The organism is Acinetobacter variabilis (assembly GCF_000369625.1).
GTDB lineage: Bacteria > Pseudomonadota > Gammaproteobacteria > Pseudomonadales > Moraxellaceae > Acinetobacter > Acinetobacter variabilis.
In genome coordinates, this window is record NZ_KB850113.1 from 585,776 (window position 1) to 607,070 (window position 21,295).

Here is a 21,295-nt window from a genome sequence, read left to right on the forward strand (position 1 = left end):
GTTTTTCTCTATCTTATATTCACACCTTACATTTTTGGATGAGTGATTTTCCAGGCACGGTGAATTTTTTGATTACGCTTGAAGTCTGGACCAATGGTTTCATGCGTGATTTCTTCCACGTCGTACAAACCTTCAATCATTTCATCCATTTCGAAACCACGATAGTTATTCGAGAAATACAAAGTACCGTCAGTGGTTAAACGGTTCATGGCACGCTTCAATAAAGAGACATGGTCACGCTGAACGTCGAAAGTCCCGTAGAATTTTTTCGAGTTAGAGAATGTTGGTGGATCGATAAAAATCAGGTCATATTGCTCATGGCCTTCTTTCAGCCATTCAAAACAGTCAGATGCAAAGAACTGATGTTGTTGATCGGCATGGTCTACAGTCAGGCCATTTAGCACAAAGTTCTCTTTTGACCAGTTCAAATAAGTATTAGACAAATCCACGCTGGTGGTACTCGCTGCACCACCTAAAGCTGCATGTAAGCTCGCGGTAGAGGTGTAGCTGTACAGATTCAGGAAGTGTTTGCCTTTGGCTTCCTTGGCAATACGCAAACGCATCTGACGGTGATCTAGGAACAAACCAGTATCCAGATAGTCGGTCAGGTTGACCAGAATCTTGGCTTGGCCTTCCTGTACGATAAAACGCTTAGACGCGGTACTTTGTTTGGTGTACTGGTTTTTACCTTCCTGACGGGCACGGGTCTTGATAAAGATCGCATCACGGCCCAAACCGGTCACGGCACGAATCGCCTGCAGAGCCAAATTGAAACGTTTTTTGGCTTTTTCAGGATCAATTTTCTTCGGTGGTGCATATTCCTGAACATGCAGACGTTCGCCGTATAGATCAACTGCTACGTTAAAGTCCGGCAAGTCCGCATCATACAAACGCAGGCAGTGAATATTTTCTTTTACTGCCCATTTTTTCAGGGTTTGCATATTCTTGGTCAGACGGTTAGCAAATTCCATCGCACCTTCAATCGGCTCGAATTGTTGCGGCTGCCAGCTTTCTAGGAAAGGACGTGTGACTGCTGCCGGTTTTACAGTACCGAAACGGATATAGATTGGTAGTTTACCGTTCATCAAACGCAGAATTTGTGGATCATTGAACGCCAAGACATCGGCCTGTTCCACCTGAGCAGCAATGACTGCGGCTTTTTGATTCGGGAAATTCTTTTGTAGCAGGTTAGACAGACCCAGATACAAGGCACGGTTAGAGGCTTTATCACCTAAACGCTCACCGTACGGTGGATTCGTCACAAAGAAGACTTTCTTGCCTTCAGCCTGGAAATCTGGCCAGTCATTCAAAGTACGCTCTTCGATCTTGATCTGGTCGAGGGCTGATTCAAAACCTGCCGCAATAATATTCTGTTTAGTGGCTTTCACCGCTTCCCAGTCGGCATCAAAGGCATAGAATTTTGGTAATGGGTTTTCTAGCGCAGCTTTATGACGTTCAGCCGCTTCAGCTTTAATACCCATCCACAATTCATGATCATGACCATTCCAGCCATTAAATCCGAAACGACGCACCAGACCTGGGGCACGGTCAGTCAGAATCATCAGTGATTCAATGATAAACGTCCCTGAACCACACATTGGATCAACCACAATATCCGGGTTAATGTCTTTCAGGCCGCCTTTTTGCAGGATCGCAGCCGCCAGATTTTCCTTGATTGGTGCTTCAGTCATAAAGCGGCGATAGCCTCGTTTATGCAAGGAATCACCGGATAAGTCTAAACAATAAGTGTGTTCTTTTTTACCGGCCAGAATGTACATGGTGATTTCTGGCTGTTTGGTATCAATACTTGGACGCTTGCCCACAGCTTCCATAAAGGAATCGACGACGCCATCTTTGGCACGTAGAGTTGCAAACTGGGTGTTGACCTTAATATCACGTTCAACGTGCAGACGAATTGCGAAGGTGCTTTGTGGTGCAAAAATCAGTGACCAGTCAAAGCTCATCGCACCTTCATAAAGCTCTTCTGCAACATCACGCGCATCGTGGGAGAATTCGATTTCATGCGTATGAATTGGCATCAGGACACGAGAAGCCAGACGAGACCACATACAGATGCGGTAAGCATTTTCAAGCGTGCCTTTGAAGGTCAGACGACCTGGGAAACGTTCAATATCCTGAACACCTAAACCTTTGATTTCTTCTTCTAATAAGGTTTCCAGACCATCGGCACAGGTGACCCAATAATTGCTTAAACGTGAAGAGGTATTCATAAAATAGAGAGACCGGAAAAGAATAAATAAAAAACTGCGCTCAGTTTAGCGTATTTTGCCTGTTAAAGCTTTGGAAATTTTTTAAAATCGAGCATATACAGCCTAGTGTTATTCATCCTAAAAAGCGCTAAATGTTGACTTAAAAAGCAAACTGAAAATTTACGAGATATGTAAGACTACACAATGCCAATAAGGTGGATTTTTAATTAAATATTTTATTTTACAGAGGGATATGTAGTAGGTATTAAAACTAATTCGCAATCTAGCTCTTCAATTGCGACCATGTTGTATGTGTAATTTAGAAAGATAAATAATCGGATTAATGATGTGATGGATCTGATACAGGGTCGTTTATATACACCTCATGGCAACAGCATTACTCTAAAAGTAAAAGCTAAAATTTGGTCATTCATGTCAAGTGATCGAGACTAAGAATTGACTAGCCAGACGAGGAGTGAATCTAAAACAAAAAAGACACTGACCTACTATTGCTCGGGGTAGATCAATTTTCATTCATATCAATTTATAACTTACATAACTTATTTAGTAATTTTGGTACGTTTATTGCTCTATCTAATATCAATGAAGCTGTAATGCTGAGGGGAATCATTACAGCTTCATCTTTATTCTTAATTATTATTTCGGAGGGGCTTAGATGTTGGATCTTCAATTACGCAGGAATGAGGCATTTTCAATCGCTACCTTGATCTACGCACGTTTAAGACGAGTAACTGGACGAGTAATTGATGCCATGTATCTTGCAGAAAATATCCACTATGCAAAGCATGTGATTGGGCTGGCAGAGCAGACTGAAGATCCTGAGCTTTTACATCTGGTCAACCGCTTAAAAACCACTCTGGATTTATCGTCATTTGCAGAATTACAGGCTGAAGAACAGGCGGAAAAGGAACTGATTTCTGTAGAACCAAGTGAAGAAGATATCTATCGCGCACAGGTTTCACATCATTATATTGGCGCATTGCGCTAATTGGGGGGATTGGGTGTGGATGCTCCAGACTGAAGCACTCATGTTTAAATGAAAAAACAAGCATATAGATAAACAGGTTAAATTATCTTATTGAAAAAATGCATGGGAATTTAAATTTCCATTCTTATTACTGAGATGGTTTTTGTACAACTGAGCTCTTTATCAACTATAAAGATTCGCTAATCTCTGTATAATACGTTGACTTAACGTATAAGGAATCTCTCATGCACTTGGCGGCATTGCATACACCGAGCCAGATTCAACTCAACAAAGCAGGTAATCTTAAACATTTCCTGACCATCGAAGGTCTTTCTAAAGAAACTCTTACAAAAATACTGGACACTGCGTTGTCCTTTTTTAATGACCAAAATCAGCTGATCACCAATAATTTGCTCGAAGGCAAAACGGTGATGAACTTATTTTTTGAAAATTCTACCCGAACGCGTACTACTTTTGAGGCAGCGGCCAAACGTCTGTCTGCCAACGTGCTGAATATCGATATTGCCCGTTCAAGTACCTCTAAAGGTGAAACTTTACGTGATACCTTGTGGAATCTTGAAGCTATGGCGGCAGATATTTTCGTGGTACGTCATTCATCTTCAGGTGCAGCACACTTTATTGCCAAAGATGTCTGTCCAAATGTCGCCATTATTAATGCAGGCGATGGCCGTCATGCCCATCCAACTCAAGCGATGCTGGATATGCTGACCATTCGCCGCGAGACCAATAAAAAATTCGAAGATATGTCGATTGCGATTATTGGCGATATCAAGCATTCGCGTGTAGCACGTTCAGATGTGGCGGCACTGCAAACCTTAGGCTGTAAAGATATTCGCGTGATTGCGCCGAATACGTTGTTGCCATACGGTTTTGATGACTACAGTGAAGATGTGCGCCTGTTTAATAAAATGGAAGATGGCATCAAAGACTGTGATGTGATCATTACCTTGCGTATTCAAAACGAGCGTATTGATTCACCAGCGCTGTCATCTCAGGCTGAATTCTACAAAATGTATGGCCTGAATAAAGAACGTCTCGCCATGGCCAAGCCGGATTGTATCGTGATGCATCCAGGACCAATGAACCGTGGTGTGGAAATTGATTCCAGTATTGCAGACGGTCCGCAATCCGTGATTCTGAAACAGGTTACTAACGGGATTGCAGTACGTATGGCGGTACTGGCTCTTGCGATGCAGGGTCAGTTACAGGAACAGGGTTTGATTGAAGCGATTGCGGTATAAGGAATAAGTCATGTCTATTGTAAAAATTGAAAATGTCCGTGTTCTTGACCCAATCCAAAACACTGATTCAGTCGAAACGGTTTATCTGGAAAATGGTAAACGTATTGCAGAAACTGCTAACGTATCTGAAACCATTGATGGGCAGGGCAAATGGCTGATGCCTACTATGGTGGATCTATGCGCACGTTTACGTGAACCGGGTCAGCAGCAACACGGGACTTTAAAGTCTGAAGGTAAGGCTGCACGTGAAAACGGGATCCTGCATGTATTTACCCCGCCAGATTCCAAACCGATTGTACAGGATAATGGTGCACTGATTCATGGTCTGGTTGAAAAAGCCATGCTGGATGGTGGTATTTATTTACAGGTGATCGGTGCACAGACTCAAGGTCTGCAAGGTCAGCAACCGGCCAATATGGCAGGTTTGAAAAAGGGCGGATGTACTGCGGTTTCTAATGCCAGTGCGCCGTTTGCCAATGATGATGTGGTATTGCGTACACTTGAATATGCAGCGGGATTGGACCTAACTGTGGTGTTCTATGCAGAAGAACCTCAAATCGCCAAAGATGGTTGTGTACATGAAGGCTTTATTGCTTCACGCCAAGGTTTGCCAATGATTCCGGCATTAGCAGAGACTGTGGCCATTGCCAAATACCTGCTCATGATTGAAGCAACTAAAGTACGCGCTCATTTCGGCTTGTTATCTTGTGGTGCATCAGTAGAACTGATCCGTATTGCCAAAGAAAAAGGCCTGCCAGTAACTTGTGATGTCGCAATGCACCAATTGCATCTGACTGACCATCTGATTGATGGCTTTAACTCTCTTGCACACGTGCGTCCACCATTACGTTCTGAATCTGACAAAGAATTACTGCGTCAGGGCGTAAAATCTGGTGTGATTGATGCGATCTGTACCCATCATGAACCACTAAGCAGCTCTGCCAAAATGGCACCGTTCGCAGAGACACAGCCTGGTTTTACCGCTTTTGATACCTACGTACCGTTCGGTATCCAACTGGTGAATGAAGGTTTCTTTACGTCGTTAGAATGGGTGGAGAAAGTCACAGTTGCTCCCGCGAAAGTCGCTAACATGTTTAATCGCTGGAAGGCAGAAGCTGGTTGGGTACTGGTTGATCCAGAACAGGAGTGGACGCTGAGTAAAGAAACGATCGTTTCTCAAGGTAAAAATACACCACTGCTCAATCAAAAAGTGAAAGGTAAAGTGCTGCAAACTTTTATTGCTGCATAACACTTACATTTCGCGTTTACAAAAAGTCAGCTTCGGCTGACTTTTTTATATCTTAATTAAAATACTAGAAAAGTTAGCCCTACATAAACAGTGAAACTTTATGATATCAGTACAATTATTAACATTCCAAAGAGGGTGGGTCGCTACACTGATTAAATATTAAACATTATAAATTAGAATAATGGTGATCTTGATGAATACAGATTTAATTGAACGTTTAAAGAGTGATGTGACCGCCATTGTGCTGCAAGGTGAAACAGAACATCTATTTGCCAAGGATCAGGCCTTAGCCCAATTCTATCCTGTATTGTTAAGTATTCTTCGTGCAAGACCGGCCTGGATTGAAGGTCTGGGTCAGCAACTTAATCCCAAGATTGATGAATTATTTAATAATAATCCGACCCTAAAACAACAATTCCTGGCTCAGTTAGATTCAACTGCACCTCAAGATGAAATTGAACAGACCCTGAACCGGGCAATTGTTCCAATCATGAACTTCTTGCAGGCAGAAGCGGGTGCACCCACTGCTGAAGCAGTAGGCCATTTGTTAGATACCCATGCAGACTCGATTCAACGGGCATTACCAGTCTGGGCTGGCCCTATACTGGCATCTCTAGGTGTATCTCCGCTGGCGGGACAAAATCTGAACCGCGCACCGGGTCTGGCTTCCGAACCGGAAGCAGAACCAGTACTGACTGAAGAGAAAAAGGCAGTGGTGTTCTGGCCTTTTATTTTACTCGTGATTATTGCGGCGATTATCTTATTCTTCTTCCGTGGATGCCTGCGTGATGATGATCCGGATGAATTACGAAATGCTCAGGCGGTAAGCGAAGCTGCTGCAACGAACCCTGCAATTTTAAAAATCAGCACCGGTAGCCAAGGTGAAATTGTCAACTGTCAGGTACAGATGAATGATCCGAAATATATGCAAATTCTGCAAAATGAAATTAAACAGATCTTTAATTACAGTATTGGCTGTGGCGCAGTAGCCAATGAAAATTACCACTCAGAATTTATTGATCAGGATACAATTCCATCCGTATTGAAATTACTGCAAGGCATGTCAAATGTGACTTTGACTTGGGCAGGTAATCAGGTGTCTGTACAGGCAGCGAACAGTGCAGATGCACAGCGTCTGGCGGGTCAGATTCGTGGTCTGGCTAAAAATGTAGAAGTTGTGACCCAAAAACCAGTTGATATGGATGAGGCGATCAATACAGCCAATACCGAGGCTAAAAAAGCTTTAGACGAACTTCAGATGGAAAATATTGAGGCGTTAGATGTTGCAACTGCCTTAAACCTGCAAATTATTCATTTCGCGACAGGTTCCACCGAAATTCCTGAAGTGAATAAAAGCTTGCTGGATCAGACCGCAGCTTTATTACAATATGCCAAAGATGTACGTCTAATCGTGATGGGCCATACTGATACAGAAGGCAGCAGCACTCAAAATCAGGAGCTATCTTTAAAACGTGCTCAAGCCATTGTGAATTATCTGGTGCAGAAAGGGGTGAACCCGGCGCAGTTACAACCAGTAGGTATGGCGGCGAATCAGCCTGCTCAATCGAATGCGACTTCGAACGGTCAGTATCAAAACCGTCGTGTAACTTTTGAAGTTATGAGTACCGAAGATGGTCGTGTCCATACTGTAGATAATGAAGGCGTAGTTGAAAAGAAAGCCAGCTAAATAATTCTTTCATCATAAAAAAGGACGAATGATTCGTCCTTTTTTATTTATTATGAATTAAGAGAAGACAGGTGGGGTATAAGTCAAAGTTCTTCCCAGGAACCAGAGTAAGAACAGTACCAACGGAAGATGAAAGACCAGTTGTGTCACTGTAAAGCCAATTACATCTTTAGCCTTTAATTTCAAGATTCCCAGCATGGGGAGCATAAAGAAAGGATTGATCAGATTGGGTAAGGCTTCGGCTGCATTATAGATCTGGACAGACCAGCCCAGATGTACTTTCAGGTCATGTGCGGCCTGCATCACATAAGGCGCTTCAATAATCCATTTTCCTCCACCAGAAGGAATGAAGAAGCCTAGAATCGCAGAATAAATTCCCATAACGATGGCAAAGGTTTCCTGCGACGCAATCGACACGAAGAATTCGGCGATATAATGTGACAGGGAAAGATCAGCAGAATTCAGGGCATTGGTCATCATAAAGGCAATACTGCCATAAAGCGGAAACTGGATCAGCACCCCTGAAATGGCCGGCACAGCTTTGGATACGGCATTGAGAAAATTACGTGGTGTACCATGTAAAGCTACACCTAAAATCAGAAAGATAAAGTTATAAGTGTTTAAGCTGGAGATTGCCAGAATCGGATTGCTCTTGGAAAACTCGTTAAACATCCAGACCAGACCCAGAACCACAATCAGAATACTTAAGATTGGCGAGTTTTCAAGCCAGTCACCTGGCCGTTTATGGATCACGGTTTCAGTCTTTTCTTCTTCAATCTGGATCCGGAAGTGATCAATGGTTTTAATATGATTGCCTTTGGGCGCAGACCAGTAGGCAATGGCAATCGAGGCGATGATCAAGACTGCTGTCATAATCATGGATTGCGGCAGGAAAATCGTTTCAGTAAATGGAATCACACCAGTCAGATTATACAGAGGTTCTGGCAGGCTGGATTTGTTGGCCTGTAATTGTGCGGCAGATGAGCTGATACCGAGCGCCCAGGTTGCACCCATCCCAATAATCGCTGCTGCGGCAGCTGCACGGTAATCCATATTTAGCTCTTTACGCTGTGCCAAGGCAATCACCAAAAGTGCAGTTAGCACTGTACTCATCGCCCAGTTAATCAGGGAAATCAGTAGGCTAACTGTGGCGACGAGAACGATGGCTCCACGTCCAGAATGAGGAATGCGCGCCATTTTCTGAATCAATAATTGCATCGGTTTGGAAACCGAAACTACATAACCGACCACGATCAGCATACACATCTGTAAGGTAAAGGGAATCAGACTCCAGAATCCGTCACCAAATGAAATCGCGACGTCTTGTGCCGGTGCACCAATGCCAATCGCGGCAATCGCAACGATGATGACACCGAGTAGGGCAAAGATATAAGAGTCCGGAAACCATTTTTCAGACCAGTCGCTGACGCGCATGGCAAAGCGCTGCAAGATATTTTGTTGAGTTTGCATGATTAAAATCCATTTATTCTGCATTTGTTATTAAGAAGTGGCTTTCTTCAGCCAAAAAGAAACCCTTAAAAATTTTCATTTTAAGGGTTGGGAACAATCAAGCTGCTTTACGGAGTAAAGGCACACCGGTGACTTTCTGAATTTCATCAAAACTGACATCGGGTGCCAGTTCTACAAGTTGAATACCTTCAGGTGTGACATCCAATACACCTAAGTCAGTAATAATCCGGTTCACTACAGCCTGGCCAGTAAGCGGAAGACTACATTGTGAGACAATTTTAGGCGTACCATCTTTGGCGCAGTGTTCCATCAGCACCACAACTTTCTGTACGCCTGCAACCAGATCCATGGCACCACCCATGCCTTTGACCTTCTTGCCCGGAATCATCCAGTTGGCCAGATCACCATTTTCTGAGACTTCCATAGCACCCAGAATGGCGATATTGACATGACCACCACGAATCATGGCAAAGGAGTCGGCACTGGAAAAGAAAGAAGCACCTTTGCGGGCAGTTACCGTCTGTTTGCCAGCATTGATCAGGTCGGCATCTACAGTATCTGCCGTTGGAAATTCTCCAATACCCAATAGGCCATTCTCAGACTGTAACCAGACATTAATATTCTCTGGAATATAATTCGCGACTAAGGTTGGCAGACCAATACCCAGATTCACATAGAAACCGTCTTCAAGTTCCTGTGCGGCGCGCTGCGCCATTTCATTACGTGTCCAAGCCATGATCAAGCCTCCGCCTTTAAAGTCATCTGTTCAATCCGTTTTTCTGGTTGGGTATTGAGTACAATCCGGTTCACATAAATGCCTGGAAGATGAATTTCATCTGGATCAAGGGCACCGATCTCGACAATTTCTTCGACTTCAGCAATGGTCACTTTACCAGCCATGGCACAGACCGGATTGAAGTTCTGGGCAGTTTTACGGAAAATCAGGTTGCCGGCTTTATCGGCCTTATAAGCTTTAACCAAAGCTACATCAGCAGTTAAGGATTCTTCCAGAATATAAGACTTGCCATTAAACTCACGGACATCTTTACCTTCAGCAATAACGGTTCCAACACCGGTCGCGGTATAAAAAGCGGGAATACCTGCACCACCGGCACGTAATTTTTCAGCTAAAGTTCCTTGAGGGGTCAGTTCAACTTCGAGCTCCCCGCTTAAGTATTGGCGTTCAAATTCCTTGTTCTCGCCCACATAGGAAGAGATCATTTTTTTAATCTGTTTGGTTTCCAGCAATAGTCCCAAGCCAAAGCCATCGACACCGGCATTATTGGAAATACAGGTCAGATTTTTGGCACCGGTTTCTTTTAAAGCTGCAATGAGGGCTTCTGGAATACCACAGAGTCCAAAACCGCCAACTGCAAGAGTATGTCCATCCTGGACCACGCCGTCTAAAGCGGCTTTTGCACTGTTATACACTTTATTTGACATTTTTACCTCGATTTATTCTTCTCTTGCAGATCTCTTTTATCTAAAGATCTGCTGATTTCTATCCATGAGGACTTATAGAGTGTCCGGCTATTTCAAGTTTTTAAGCACAGGCTTTTTGCCAATAGGCATTGGCATAATTGGAGGGATTATTGCGTTGTAGAACCTCACTGATATTACGGCTGGTCTGCATCAGAGTATCCAGTTGAATACCGGTTTCAAAGCCCATCTTAGAGAGCAGGTAATACAGGTCTTCAGTTGAAACATTGCCGGAAGCACCTTTGGCATAAGGACAGCCACCGAGGCCGGCAATAGAGGAGTCAAATACCCGAATACCTCGTAATAGTGACTGGTAAATATTAGCGATGGCCATGCCATAGGTATTATGAAAATGGCCAGCCAGCACTTTACTATCAATTTCTGAAAGACAGGCATCCCAGACGTTCTTCACGCGATCTGGAGTTGCCGTACCAATGGTTTCACCCAGTGATACTTCATAGCAGCCCATATCTAGTAAGCGCTGCGTAACTTTTACGACCTGCTTCGGATCAATTGCACCTTCATAAGGGCAGTCCACCATACAAGAGACATAGCCACGAACCTTGACATCATTAGCTTTGGCAGCTGCCATCACATCTGCAAACTTTTTAAAGCTTTCATCAATAGAGCAGTTGATGTTCTTACGAGTAAAGCTTTCAGAAGCTGCGGTAAATACCGCAACTTCTTTACAACCCACAGCCAGCGCTGATTCAAAACCTTTCATATTTGGCGTCAGTAAACTGAACTGGATATTCGGATCTTTAGGCAAGCTGGCAAATAGCACATCGCTATCTGCCATCTGTGGGACCCATTTGGCTGAAACACAGGAACCGACTTCAATTGCCTGTAAACCTGTTTTCATCAAATCCAGAATCAGGTTTTTGCGGTCATCTAGTGTTAAAGGTGTTTTTTCGTTTTGCAGACCATCGCGTGGCCCGACTTCTACGATTTTAACGAAATCTGTCATGCAACTTCCTCCGCTAGAGGCTGGAACTCTACCAGTTCATCGCCAGCTTTAACCTGGTCACCTTTTTGAAAGTATGAGTTTGCGATAATGCCATCATGCGGAGCGCGAATGGTATATTCGATCTTCATTGCTTCCAAAGTCAGCAGTACATCGTCTTTTTTCACTTTGTCATTTGCCGCAACCAGAACCTGAGTAATCACACCTGGCATTGGTGCAGTCAGATTGTTTTCAGTGCCTTGTTCATCCTGGCCATTAAAATCAGACTTCAGATAAGTAAACTTGTAACTTTGCCCATTTTGGAACAGGGTAATGCCATGTTCAGTCTGACTAAATGCCAGTTTCTGCTGTTGACCTGCAAGATTTAACTGGAGTAGGTGTTGATCGAGCAGTTCACCTTGGATATTGAGTGTCTGGCCTTCATGGTTTGCCAGGAAGCTATTTTCTAGCGCTTTAAAGCTCACCACACGTAAAACGTCATTACATTGTAATTTGATTGTGTAGCTATTTTGCTGATTCAGACGCCAAAATGCTTTTTGCTGCCAGACAGGATTATTGCTCGTCGGGTTTTGAGCCAGACGAGATAACAGTTCAACCAAGGCGGCACTGACCACTAATTCTGCGCTGATATCAGCAGATGGTTTGAGTAGGAACTCTTCTTCGCGTTGAATCAGGCCAGTATCGAGATGGGCATTTTTAAATGAGTCACATAATACTAAGCGATCAAGAAAAGCGATGTTATTCCCGAGTCCATCGACATGGAACTGACCCAAGGCGTGATGCATCTGGGTTAAAGCCGCTTCACGGTTTTTGCCCCAGACAATCAGTTTGGCAATCATCGGATCATAATAGGTGCTGATCTCGTCGCCTTCGACAATACCGCTATCCACACGGACATAGTCATTTTGCTCTGGATAATGCAGATAGCTAATCTGACCAATCGCCGGGATAAAGCCTTTTTCCGGCTCTTCGGCATAGACCCGGGCTTCGAGTGCATGACCGTTAATCTGCAATTCATGCTGCTGTTTTGGTAAAGGCTCACCAAAAGCTACGCGCAGTTGCCATTCCACCAGATCCTGACCGGTAATCATTTCAGTGACCGGATGCTCAACCTGTAGACGGGTATTCATTTCCATGAAGTAGGCAGTACCATCTTGTTCAACGATGAACTCGACTGTACCCGCACCAACATAATTCACGGCACGTGCAGCATCAATCGCGGCTTGGCGCATCGCTTCAAGTTTGTCTTCTGGCATTTTAGGTGCTGGTGCTTCTTCCAGAACTTTCTGGTGACGACGCTGCACGGAGCAATCACGTTCAAACAGATGCACATAATTGCCATGTGTGTCACCAAAGACCTGAACTTCAATATGACGTGGCTGCACGACATAGCGTTCAATCAGCACATCTTCATTGCCGAAACTGGAGCGTGCTTCGCTTTTACATGAAGCGAGTGAACTGAGGAAATCTTCACTACGCTCGACCAGACGCATGCCTTTACCGCCACCACCAGCACTAGCCTTGATCAGTACCGGATAGCCAATACTGTCTGCCTGCTGTTTCAGGAAATCCGCATCCTGATTGGTACCATGATAGCCTGGGGTTAACGGTACACCAGCTTTTTCCATCAGTGCTTTAGAGGTCGCTTTCAGACCCATTGCTAAGATTGCATCCACTGGCGGACCAATAAAGACAATATTATTGTCCTGACAGGCCAGGGCAAACTGGTCATTTTCAGACAGGAAACCATAACCTGGATGAATGGCCTGAGCACCGGTAGTTTTAGCTGCCTGAATAATACGTTCAATCTGTAAATAACTTTGTGCAGCAGGCGATTCACCAATATGGATGGCTTCATCTGCCAGTTTGACATGCTGTGCCTGTGCATCGGCATCGGAATATACGGCAACAGTAGCGATGCCTAACTTTTTCGCTGTACGAATTACACGACAGGCAATTTCACCACGGTTGGCAATTAAAATCTTTTCAAACATCCTACGATCCTTCTTGTTGTTATGCCGTGGTCTTGATCCAGGCCGGGCTTTGTTTGTTTAAAAATGCATTCAGTCCATTTTTCGCCTCATCTCCCTGGCGAACATGGGCAATATGCTGTGCGGTTTTAAGCAGCAGATCTTCAGTCAGAACTTGCTGATCAACCAGTTGAATCAGCTGTTTTGAAGCGTTTTGCGCTGCTGGTCCACCGAGTAAGAGCGCTTCCACAATCTCATCAATTTTGCTGTCGAGCTGTTCTGGTGCAGTCACTTCATGTGCCAGACCAATGGTTTTCGCCTGTTCAGCTGAAATTCGCTCAGCAGTCAGGAAATAACGTGACGCCTGACGGGCGCCAATCGCGCGAATCACATAAGGGCTAATCGTTGAAGGTGCTAGACCTAAACGGACTTCGGAAGTTGCAAACTTGGCTTCGGTGCTGGCAATACAGATATCACAAGCGGATGCCAGACCCATACCGCCGCCAAAAGCAATACCATGGACACGGGCAATGGTGGGTTGTTTTAATGTCGCCAGACTTTGCAACATTTTTGCTAGTTTTAAAGCATCGGCTTCATTATCTGCCTGTGAGGCCTGACTGGCCTGTTTCATCCAGTTCAAGTCTGCACCCGCAGAGAAGCTTTTGCCTCGGCCTGCCAGAATCACCACGCGTATATCATCACGCTGATTTAAAGACTGGAAGCAAGCATGTAGCTCTTCAATGACTTGGGTGTTAAACGCATTGTGCAATTCAGCACGATTAATCCAGACTGTTGCTACCTGATTCTGCTGCTCGAGCTGTAAAAATTGATAGTCCATTTTTGTCACCTCTTACATGCGGAACACGCCGAATTTGGTTGGCTGGATTGGTGCATTCATCGCTGCAGCCAGACTTAGGGCCAGGACTTCGCGCGATTGCGCTGGATCAATGACACCGTCATCCCATAAACGCGCAGAAGCATAATAAGGATGGCCTTGGCGTTCATATTGGTCACGAATTGGCTGTTTAAACTGGTCTTCTTCTTCAGCTGACCAGGTTCCACCTTTTTGCTCAATCTGATCGCGTTTCAAAGTTGACAATACGCTAGAAGCCTGTTCACCGCCCATCACCGAAATACGCGAGTTTGGCCAGGTCCACATAAAGCGTGGCGAGTAAGCACGACCACACATGCCATAGTTACCGGCGCCAAAAGAGCCGCCAATCACTAAAGTCAGTTTAGGCACATTGGCTGTCGCGACGGCCATCACCAGCTTGGCACCATTTTTGGCAATACCTTCATTCTCATACTGACGACCCACCATAAAGCCGGTGATGTTTTGCAGGAAGATCAGCGGAATATTGCGCTGGGTACAGAGTTCAATAAAATGTGCGCCTTTTTGCGCAGACTCAGAGAATAAAATCCCATTGTTGGCAATAATTCCAACTGGCATTCCATAGAGCTTGGCAAAGCCAGTCACTAGGGTAGTCCCGAAACGTGCCTTAAATTCGTCAAAACGTGAGCCATCGACAATACGCGCAATCACTTCACGGATATCAAATGGTTTACGGGCATCGCTTGGCACAATGCCATACAGCTCTGAACTATCAAAACGCGGTGCTTCGATTTCATCTGCAGTTTTATTTGGCTTTTTGTTCAGGTTCGCCACAATGTTGCGGGCAATGGCAATTGCGTGTTCATCATTTTCTGCCAGATGATCGGCAACTCCGGATAAACGGGTATGTACATCACCGCCACCGAGATCCTCACTAGAAACCACTTCACCGGTAGCTGCTTTTACCAGAGGAGGGCCACCCAAGAAAATCGTACCCTGATTGCGCACAATAATGGTTTCATCTGACATCGCTGGCACATAAGCACCACCGGCTGTACAGCTACCCATCACTACAGCAATCTGGGCAATACCTAGACTCGACATACGTGCCTGATTGTAAAAAATACGGCCAAAGTGATCACGATCCGGGAATACTTCATCCTGTAAAGGCAGATAAGCACCGCCAGAATCGACCAGATAAATACATGGCAAATGATTCTGTTCGGCAATTTCTTGGGCACGTAAATGCTTTTTCACCGTAAGGGGATAATAAGTACCGCCTTTGACTGTGGCATCATTGGCCACGATCATGCAGGTCACACCATTGACCTGACCCACACCCGCGACTACACCTGCTGCAGGAACATCATCCTGATAAACCTGATAGGCAGCCAGTTGACCAATTTCCAGAAAAGCTGTGCCTGGATCAATTAAATGATTAATCCGTTCACGCGGCAGTAATTTGCCGCGATCCAGATGTTTCTGGCGGGCATTTTCTCCACCACCCAAGGCAATTTTTTCTACTTTCTGTTTCAGGTCATCGACCAGTTGCAGCATGGCAGCCTGGTTGGTCTTAAACTCTTCACTACGTATATTGATTTTGCTCTGTAACTGATTCATGACGAACATCCTTGTTTTATTCTAAGTGTTCAGGTTTAGGCTGTTTCGTTGAAGAGCTCACGGCCAATGAGCATGCGGCGGATTTCGGAAGTTCCGGCACCAATTTCATAGAGTTTGGCATCGCGCCATAAACGGCCTGCAGCAAATTCATTGATATAACCGTTACCACCTAGGGTCTGAATAGTTTCGCCTGCCATCCAGGTGGCTTTTTCAGCGGCATATAAAATGGCACTGGCAGCGTCTTTACGCAGGCTACGGCTATGTTCGGCTTTGTCACATTCAGCACCAACGGCATACACCAGTGCCTTACATGCCAGCCAGGTAGAGTACATGTCAGCAATTTTGCCTTGCATCAACTGGAATTCACCGAGTGCCTGACCAAACTGTTTACGGTCATGAATATAAGGAATCACTGTATCCATGCAGGCATCCATAATACCCAATGGACCAGCACTGAGAACCGCACGTTCATAATCCAGTCCGCTCATCAGCACTTTAGTCCCATTGCCGACACCGCCAAGCACGTTTTCTTTCGGAACTTCGACATTGTCAAAAAACAGTGGATAGGTATTGGAACCGCGCATACCCAGTTTATCTAAATGAGTGCCGTGACTAAAACCTGGCATATTTTTCTCAACCAGAAAAGCAGTCATGCCTTTGGCGCCAGCTTGTAAATCGGTTTTGGCATAGACAACGAGTACATCGGCATCACCACCGTTAGTGATCCACATCTTGGAACCGTTGAGTAGATAATGATCGCCTTTATCTTCGGCTTTCAGTTTCATACTGACCACATCTGATCCGGCATTTGGCTCAGACATTGCTAATGCACCGACATATTCGCCAGAAATCAGTTTTGGCAGGTAACGCTGTTTTTGTTCTTCATTACCATTTCGCTTAATTTGGTTTACACATAGGTTAGAATGGGCGCCATAGGACAAACCAATGGATGCTGAAGCACGGGAAATTTCTTGCATGGCAATAATATGGGCCAGATACCCTAGATTGGTACCGCCATATTCCTCACTGACCGTTAAACCAAGTAGGCCCATATCACCAAATTTTTTCCAGAGGTGAGCCGGGAATTCATTGTCACGGTCAACTTGCTGGGCAATTGGGGCAATTTCCTTGGCGCAAAAAGCGGCCACTGAATCACGAAGCGCAATAAGAGTTTCATCCAAACCGAAATCTAAGCTTTGTAAATTCATTCTTCATCCATCCTGAGATTATATTTGTTGTGTCCAAAAGCATTTTTGTTGTGCTTGTTTTTTTAACATACAACGAAAAATTAAAAAAGTGAACCTATATTCACAAAATGATTTACAATTCATTTTATCTGGTTGAGAATAAGATTATGAGTTATAAAAGATCATCACTGATGCAGGAACGAATGGAACAAAATCGTTTGTCGATTTTACAGTCTGCTCGTGAACTGATTACTCAAGGGGGCTTTAAAGAGGCGTCGATTCAGGCGATTGCAGAACGCGCAGGCGTTTCTACAGGGCTGGTATATCGATATTTTGAAAACAAAAGCCAGATTTTGATTGAGGTTTTGTCGGCAGCGATTCAGCACGAAGTGGGAATTCTTGTTTCCATTGCTGGGTCGGATTTGTCGCCAAAACTGAAATTGCAAAAATCTGTTACAACTTTTGTGAAACGTGCCATGAATAGCCCCCAGTTGGCGTATTCACTTATGTTTGAACCGGTTGATCCGGAAATGGAACATGAGCGTTTTCGCAGTAAACAGCTGCTTAAACAAAGCATTAAGGAAATCCTGGCCGAAGGAAAGGTGAATGGAGAGTTCGAGTTTGAAGATTTAAATACGGCAGCTTTGGGTGTGGTCGGTGCCATGACCTTTGTCGTGATTGAACCTTTGAATCCGTCCCGTAATGTGATGTTTGATCAGAACTACAAGGATCACTTTGTCAAACAGATTGCCGATTTTTGTGTTAACGCAGTACATCGACAGGAGGGGAATTCAGCAGCATAAACACACAAAAACAGGCACATAGACAAGGTCGTCGTGGTCATAAAACAATTAGTAAAGTTGAAAATCAGAATTACAAAGAATCAAGGAGATCGATTCAATGACACAAGTACGGTTAAGCTATGCCTATGGAACCAGCAGCCAGCCTTTATTGGGCATGACGATTGGTGAAAAATTTGATCAGGCTTGCGAGCAATATGCAGATCGCGATGCAGTCGTCAGCATGCATCAGAACATACGCCTGAGTTATCGGCAGCTACAGGATCAGGTCAATGCCTTTGCCTGTCAGCTGCTGAAATTGGGTATGCAAAAAGGTGACCGTCTAGCGATCTGGTCGCCGAACTGTGTGGAATGGACTATTACCCAATTCGCAGCTTTCAAGGCAGGCATTATTCTGGTTAACCTGAATCCAGCCTATAAAAGCAATGAGCTGGAATATGTTTTGAATAAAGTGTCCTGTAAGGGACTGGTTATTGCATCGCAGTTTAAAACAACGGACTATCAGGAAATTCTGACCAAAATTGCGCCTGAATTAAAACAGGCTGAAAATAAATTACTGAATGCAGAGCGTCTACCACATTTAAAGCATGTCATTAAAATTGATGAGCAGCAGCATACGGGTATTCATCGTTTTCAGGATTTAATGCCTATACCAAGTGCTCAAGAGCTGGAACAGCTGCAACAGATCTCCACTGATTTGCAGTTCGATGAAACCATTAATATCCAGTTTACGTCAGGCACCACAGGTAACCCTAAGGGTACGATGCTGACCCATAACAATATTTTAAATAATGGTTACTTTGTGGGTGAAGCGATTCACTTAACTCCAGAAGACCGTGTCTGTATTTCTGTTCCATTATTCCACTGCTTTGGCATGGTAATGGGTAATCTGGCTTGTATTACCCATGGTTCAGCCATGATCTATCCATCTGCCGTATTTAATCCGCTGGAAACCTTAAAAGCCATTCAACAAGAAAAATGTACGGCAGCTTATGGTGTACCGACCATGTTTATTGCTGTGCTAGAACATGAACAGTTTGACGATTTTGATCTGTCTAGCCTGCGTACCGGCATTATGGCGGGTAGTCCATGTCCACAGGAAATTATGCAGCGTGTAATAGAGCGAATGCATATGTCTGAAATTACCATCTGTTATGGCATGACTGAAACAGCACCGGTAAGTGCCCAAAGTTCAACAGAAGACAGTGTTGAACGTCGTGTGAGTACAGTTGGCCGTGTCCATCCGCATCTGGAAGTTAAAATTGTCGATGAAAATGGCAAGGTGGTGCCGCGCGGTCAATTGGGTGAACTGTGTGTGCGTGGTTATTCCGTGATGCTGGGTTATTGGGAAGATCAGGACAAGACCCAGGAAGTCATTGATGCTGCGCGCTGGATGCATACTGGTGATATTGCGGAAATGGATGATGAAGGCTTTGTCAAAATCAAGGGTCGTATCAAGGATGTGGTCATTCGTGGCGGTGAAAATCTATTCCCGAAAGAAATTGAAGATTTCCTTTATACCCATCCAGCGGTTTCAGATGTACAGGTGATTGGCGTGCCAGACCATAAATATGGTGAACAGCTTTGTGCTTGCATTATCCTGCATGAAAATGACCCATGTACCGAAGAGGCCATCCGCCAATATTGTGCTGAGCATATTTCTCACAATAAAGTGCCGCGTTATGTGCGTTTCTTCCATGAATTCCCGATGACAGCTTCAGGTAAGGCACAGAAGTTCAAGTTGCGTGAATTTATGCGTGAAGAATTAAATTTAAAAGAGATTGCTTAAATTAATTAAAGCTAAGTTTAAATAGTATTTGATCAGATGACCTGGCGGCATGGATGCCGCCGTTTCATTGTATGGCAAGGATGCCATATCAATGAAACAGAAGGGTTTGGTTACTTTGCCCAGTCAAAGTAACGAAGCACCTGCACAATGGAAGAAGAATCCATCTTGCAAATTGAGGTCATGTATTTAGCAATTTCTTTAAATAGATAAAAATTTATTTCTATATAAATCAGAGTAAACAGATGGCAAAAAACTTTCACAGTGAAGTCGTGGTCGCCAGCTATGACGATCATATCCGCAAACTGATTCCCGGATATGAACTGGTGCATCAGCAGATTGAAGCAATTCTCAGCACTGAACTCCCGGAAACCGCTCATATTTTGGTAGTGGGCTGCGGGACGGGTTATGAGCTATCTTATTTATTGCAGCAGCATCCAAACTGGACATTTACTGCGATTGATCCTTCCGCTGCGATGCTTGGGCAGGCAAGGAAGCATCTGGCTTCTATTGGAGTTGAACAACGAGTTCAGTTTATACAGTGCACCACTCAAGAACTGGATCAGCAAAATACTTACGATGCTGCACTCGCTATTTTAGTCGCCCATTTTATTCCTGAACCTCAGAAATCTGATTTTTTTCAGGATATCTATCACAGCCTTAAAACTGGCGGGATCGTATTGACCTATGATCTGATGCAGCCTGAAGGTGAGAATGAATTAAAGGTAATGCAAAAAATGGCACAACAAACCGGACTTAGTGTGCAGCAAAGCGAAAATATGATGGCCAGATTGCAGCAGGACTTTTTCCTGATTTCAGTAGAAAATTTAAATGAACTTTTAACAAAAGTCGGATTTAAACAACACAAAATTTATAGTCAAATTATGAATTATTGTGGTTTTTTACTCAGAAAATAAAGATCATGAAACCTTATATGAATTTTAAAGTTTAAGAGAATAATCAAGGAAGTTTAACAAGAATGTCAGCATATTATAGTTTGATCCAGCGCGAACAGCATGCAGATGGCAGTACTACTGCCTATTATCGTTCCAATATTCATGCTCAAGGTGCGTGGAATCCTCATGAACAGCACATGGCACCGGCAACCGGTATTCTATGTGTTGAACTAGAACAGTTTCAGCCTAGATCAGAAATGCGTATTGGCCGGGTTGGACTGGATATTTTTGGACTGATTGCATTTGGTGAGTTTTCTATTACTACGCGCATGATCCGTCCTGGCAAAACTATTGAACTGATTGAGGCGGAAATGTGTGCCAATGGAAAAACCTGTATCGTTGCTCGTGCCTGGAGGATGCTGACTTCGGATAGCCGGGCCATTGCAGGTATCGAAGATTTTCCGATTGAAAGCCCTGAGTTTTTACCGGTTTGGGAGGGTATGAGTTGCTGGCCGGGTGGTTATATTCAAAGTATTGAAACCCGTGCACATCCTGATCATCGAGCAGGCAAAGGCATTGTCTGGCTCAGAAATTCACTGGATATGGTCGAAGGACAACCGACTACAGATTTTAGTCGTTTACTTGGTATGGTAGATACGGCCAATGGCATTGTGCCGCGTCAGGATCCAAATGCGGGCTGGGGATTTCCAAATCTGGATTTACAGATTCATATGCACCGTCTGCCGCAAGGTGAATGGCTGGGGCTGGAAGTAGTGCAACAGTATGGTGAAGATGGGATTGGTCTCACCAGCGGTGTGCTGCATGATATTCACGGGCCTTTCGGTCGCAGTGAACAGATTCTGACCTTACGTAAATTCTAAATCCGATTCAAAAG

General features: G+C 44.3%; 17 protein-coding genes. 8 read left to right on the forward strand and 9 right to left on the reverse strand.

What is annotated here, in order from left to right; genetic code table 11:
- Positions 1-26 precede the first annotated feature (26 nt).
- A complete protein-coding gene (gene rlmKL / locus F897_RS08435; protein ID WP_005235042.1) occupies positions 27-2,231 on the reverse strand; it encodes a bifunctional 23S rRNA (guanine(2069)-N(7))-methyltransferase RlmK/23S rRNA (guanine(2445)-N(2))-methyltransferase RlmL in 2,205 nt (734 codons plus the stop codon).
- A 655-nt stretch (positions 2,232-2,886) separates the two neighbouring features.
- On the opposite strand from rlmKL, the gene F897_RS08440 reads away from it, so the two are divergent.
- The 4 genes from F897_RS08440 to F897_RS08455 all read left to right on the forward strand — a co-directional run bounded on the left by F897_RS08440 (position 2,887) and on the right by F897_RS08455 (position 7,396).
- A complete protein-coding gene (locus tag F897_RS08440; RefSeq protein WP_005235043.1) occupies positions 2,887-3,219 on the forward strand; it encodes a hypothetical protein in 333 nt (110 codons plus the stop codon).
- 224 nt (positions 3,220-3,443) lie between these two features.
- Positions 3,444-4,460: an aspartate carbamoyltransferase catalytic subunit gene (locus F897_RS08445; RefSeq protein ID WP_005235044.1), complete on the forward strand. Its 1,017-nt coding sequence runs from the start codon at positions 3,444-3,446 to the stop codon at positions 4,458-4,460.
- A 10-nt stretch (positions 4,461-4,470) separates the two neighbouring features.
- Positions 4,471-5,709 carry a dihydroorotase gene (locus F897_RS08450; protein WP_005235045.1) on the forward strand — a complete coding sequence of 413 codons (1,239 nt, stop codon included), beginning with the start codon at positions 4,471-4,473 and terminating at the stop codon, positions 5,707-5,709.
- Between the two features lie 193 nt (positions 5,710-5,902).
- The gene (locus F897_RS08455; protein ID WP_005235046.1) at positions 5,903-7,396 is read left to right on the forward strand and encodes an OmpA family protein; all 1,494 of its coding nucleotides are present in this window, start codon (positions 5,903-5,905) and stop codon (positions 7,394-7,396) included.
- Positions 7,397-7,453: 57 nt separating this feature from the next.
- Here the strand turns inward: F897_RS08455 and F897_RS08460 are convergent, their stop codons facing one another.
- The 8 genes from F897_RS08460 to F897_RS08495 form a co-directional block, all read right to left on the reverse strand.
- A complete protein-coding gene (locus tag F897_RS08460; RefSeq protein ID WP_005235047.1) occupies positions 7,454-8,866 on the reverse strand; it encodes a short-chain fatty acid transporter in 1,413 nt (470 codons plus the stop codon).
- 97 nt (positions 8,867-8,963) lie between these two features.
- A complete protein-coding gene (locus F897_RS08465; RefSeq protein ID WP_004782495.1) occupies positions 8,964-9,602 on the reverse strand; it encodes a CoA transferase subunit B in 639 nt (212 codons plus the stop codon).
- A gap of 2 nt (positions 9,603-9,604) precedes the next feature.
- Entirely contained in the window at positions 9,605-10,309 is a 705-nt protein-coding gene (locus F897_RS08470) for a CoA transferase subunit A (protein ID WP_005235048.1), read from the reverse strand.
- 100 nt (positions 10,310-10,409) lie between these two features.
- Positions 10,410-11,312 carry a hydroxymethylglutaryl-CoA lyase gene (locus F897_RS08475; protein WP_005235049.1) on the reverse strand — a complete coding sequence of 301 codons (903 nt, stop codon included), beginning with the start codon at positions 11,310-11,312 and terminating at the stop codon, positions 10,410-10,412.
- Positions 11,309-13,303, reverse strand: a complete 1,995-nt coding sequence (locus tag F897_RS08480; RefSeq protein WP_005235050.1) for an acetyl/propionyl/methylcrotonyl-CoA carboxylase subunit alpha — start codon at positions 13,301-13,303, stop codon at positions 11,309-11,311. Before F897_RS08480 ends, F897_RS08475 begins: the two co-directional genes overlap by 4 nt.
- Before the next feature lie 19 nt (positions 13,304-13,322).
- Complete coding sequence (locus tag F897_RS08485) at positions 13,323-14,117, reverse strand: enoyl-CoA hydratase/isomerase family protein (protein WP_005235051.1); 795 nt, start codon at positions 14,115-14,117, stop codon at positions 13,323-13,325.
- Between the two features lie 12 nt (positions 14,118-14,129).
- On the reverse strand, positions 14,130-15,731 hold the full coding sequence (locus F897_RS08490; RefSeq protein ID WP_005235052.1) for a carboxyl transferase domain-containing protein: 1,602 nt from the start codon (positions 15,729-15,731) through the stop codon (positions 14,130-14,132).
- Between the two features lie 35 nt (positions 15,732-15,766).
- Positions 15,767-16,939: an isovaleryl-CoA dehydrogenase gene (locus F897_RS08495; protein WP_005235053.1), complete on the reverse strand. Its 1,173-nt coding sequence runs from the start codon at positions 16,937-16,939 to the stop codon at positions 15,767-15,769.
- Positions 16,940-17,085: 146 nt separating this feature from the next.
- Here F897_RS08495 and F897_RS08500 point away from each other — a divergent pair, with 146 nt between their 5' ends.
- The 4 genes from F897_RS08500 to F897_RS08515 all read left to right on the forward strand — a co-directional run bounded on the left by F897_RS08500 (position 17,086) and on the right by F897_RS08515 (position 21,281).
- A complete protein-coding gene (locus F897_RS08500) occupies positions 17,086-17,721 on the forward strand; it encodes a TetR/AcrR family transcriptional regulator (protein WP_004782481.1) in 636 nt (211 codons plus the stop codon).
- Positions 17,722-17,818: 97 nt separating this feature from the next.
- Complete coding sequence (locus F897_RS08505; RefSeq protein WP_005235055.1) at positions 17,819-19,507, forward strand: AMP-binding protein; 1,689 nt, start codon at positions 17,819-17,821, stop codon at positions 19,505-19,507.
- A 242-nt stretch (positions 19,508-19,749) separates the two neighbouring features.
- The gene (locus F897_RS08510) at positions 19,750-20,421 is read left to right on the forward strand and encodes a class I SAM-dependent methyltransferase (RefSeq protein ID WP_005235056.1); all 672 of its coding nucleotides are present in this window, start codon (positions 19,750-19,752) and stop codon (positions 20,419-20,421) included.
- A 62-nt stretch (positions 20,422-20,483) separates the two neighbouring features.
- Positions 20,484-21,281 carry a thioesterase family protein gene (locus F897_RS08515; RefSeq protein WP_005235058.1) on the forward strand — a complete coding sequence of 266 codons (798 nt, stop codon included), beginning with the start codon at positions 20,484-20,486 and terminating at the stop codon, positions 21,279-21,281.
- Positions 21,282-21,295 lie beyond the last annotated feature (14 nt).

What these genes read in the sequence shown, in the direction of transcription:
- rlmKL (WP_005235042.1), bottom strand. Translation starts at nt 2,231, where the DNA reads ATGAATACCTCTTCACGTTTAAGCAATTATTGGGTCACCTGTGCCGAT.
- F897_RS08440 (WP_005235043.1), top strand. Translation starts at nt 2,887, where the DNA reads ATGTTGGATCTTCAATTACGCAGGAATGAGGCATTTTCAATCGCTACC.
- F897_RS08445 (WP_005235044.1), top strand. Translation starts at nt 3,444, where the DNA reads ATGCACTTGGCGGCATTGCATACACCGAGCCAGATTCAACTCAACAAA.
- F897_RS08450 (WP_005235045.1), top strand. Translation starts at nt 4,471, where the DNA reads ATGTCTATTGTAAAAATTGAAAATGTCCGTGTTCTTGACCCAATCCAA.
- F897_RS08455 (WP_005235046.1), top strand. Translation starts at nt 5,903, where the DNA reads ATGAATACAGATTTAATTGAACGTTTAAAGAGTGATGTGACCGCCATT.
- F897_RS08460 (WP_005235047.1), bottom strand. Translation starts at nt 8,866, where the DNA reads ATGCAAACTCAACAAAATATCTTGCAGCGCTTTGCCATGCGCGTCAGC.
- F897_RS08465 (WP_004782495.1), bottom strand. Translation starts at nt 9,602, where the DNA reads ATGGCTTGGACACGTAATGAAATGGCGCAGCGCGCCGCACAGGAACTT.
- F897_RS08470 (WP_005235048.1), bottom strand. Translation starts at nt 10,309, where the DNA reads ATGTCAAATAAAGTGTATAACAGTGCAAAAGCCGCTTTAGACGGCGTG.
- F897_RS08475 (WP_005235049.1), bottom strand. Translation starts at nt 11,312, where the DNA reads ATGACAGATTTCGTTAAAATCGTAGAAGTCGGGCCACGCGATGGTCTG.
- F897_RS08480 (WP_005235050.1), bottom strand. Translation starts at nt 13,303, where the DNA reads ATGTTTGAAAAGATTTTAATTGCCAACCGTGGTGAAATTGCCTGTCGT.
- F897_RS08485 (WP_005235051.1), bottom strand. Translation starts at nt 14,117, where the DNA reads ATGGACTATCAATTTTTACAGCTCGAGCAGCAGAATCAGGTAGCAACA.
- F897_RS08490 (WP_005235052.1), bottom strand. Translation starts at nt 15,731, where the DNA reads ATGAATCAGTTACAGAGCAAAATCAATATACGTAGTGAAGAGTTTAAG.
- F897_RS08495 (WP_005235053.1), bottom strand. Translation starts at nt 16,939, where the DNA reads ATGAATTTACAAAGCTTAGATTTCGGTTTGGATGAAACTCTTATTGCG.
- F897_RS08500 (WP_004782481.1), top strand. Translation starts at nt 17,086, where the DNA reads ATGAGTTATAAAAGATCATCACTGATGCAGGAACGAATGGAACAAAAT.
- F897_RS08505 (WP_005235055.1), top strand. Translation starts at nt 17,819, where the DNA reads ATGACACAAGTACGGTTAAGCTATGCCTATGGAACCAGCAGCCAGCCT.
- F897_RS08510 (WP_005235056.1), top strand. Translation starts at nt 19,750, where the DNA reads ATGGCAAAAAACTTTCACAGTGAAGTCGTGGTCGCCAGCTATGACGAT.
- F897_RS08515 (WP_005235058.1), top strand. Translation starts at nt 20,484, where the DNA reads ATGTCAGCATATTATAGTTTGATCCAGCGCGAACAGCATGCAGATGGC.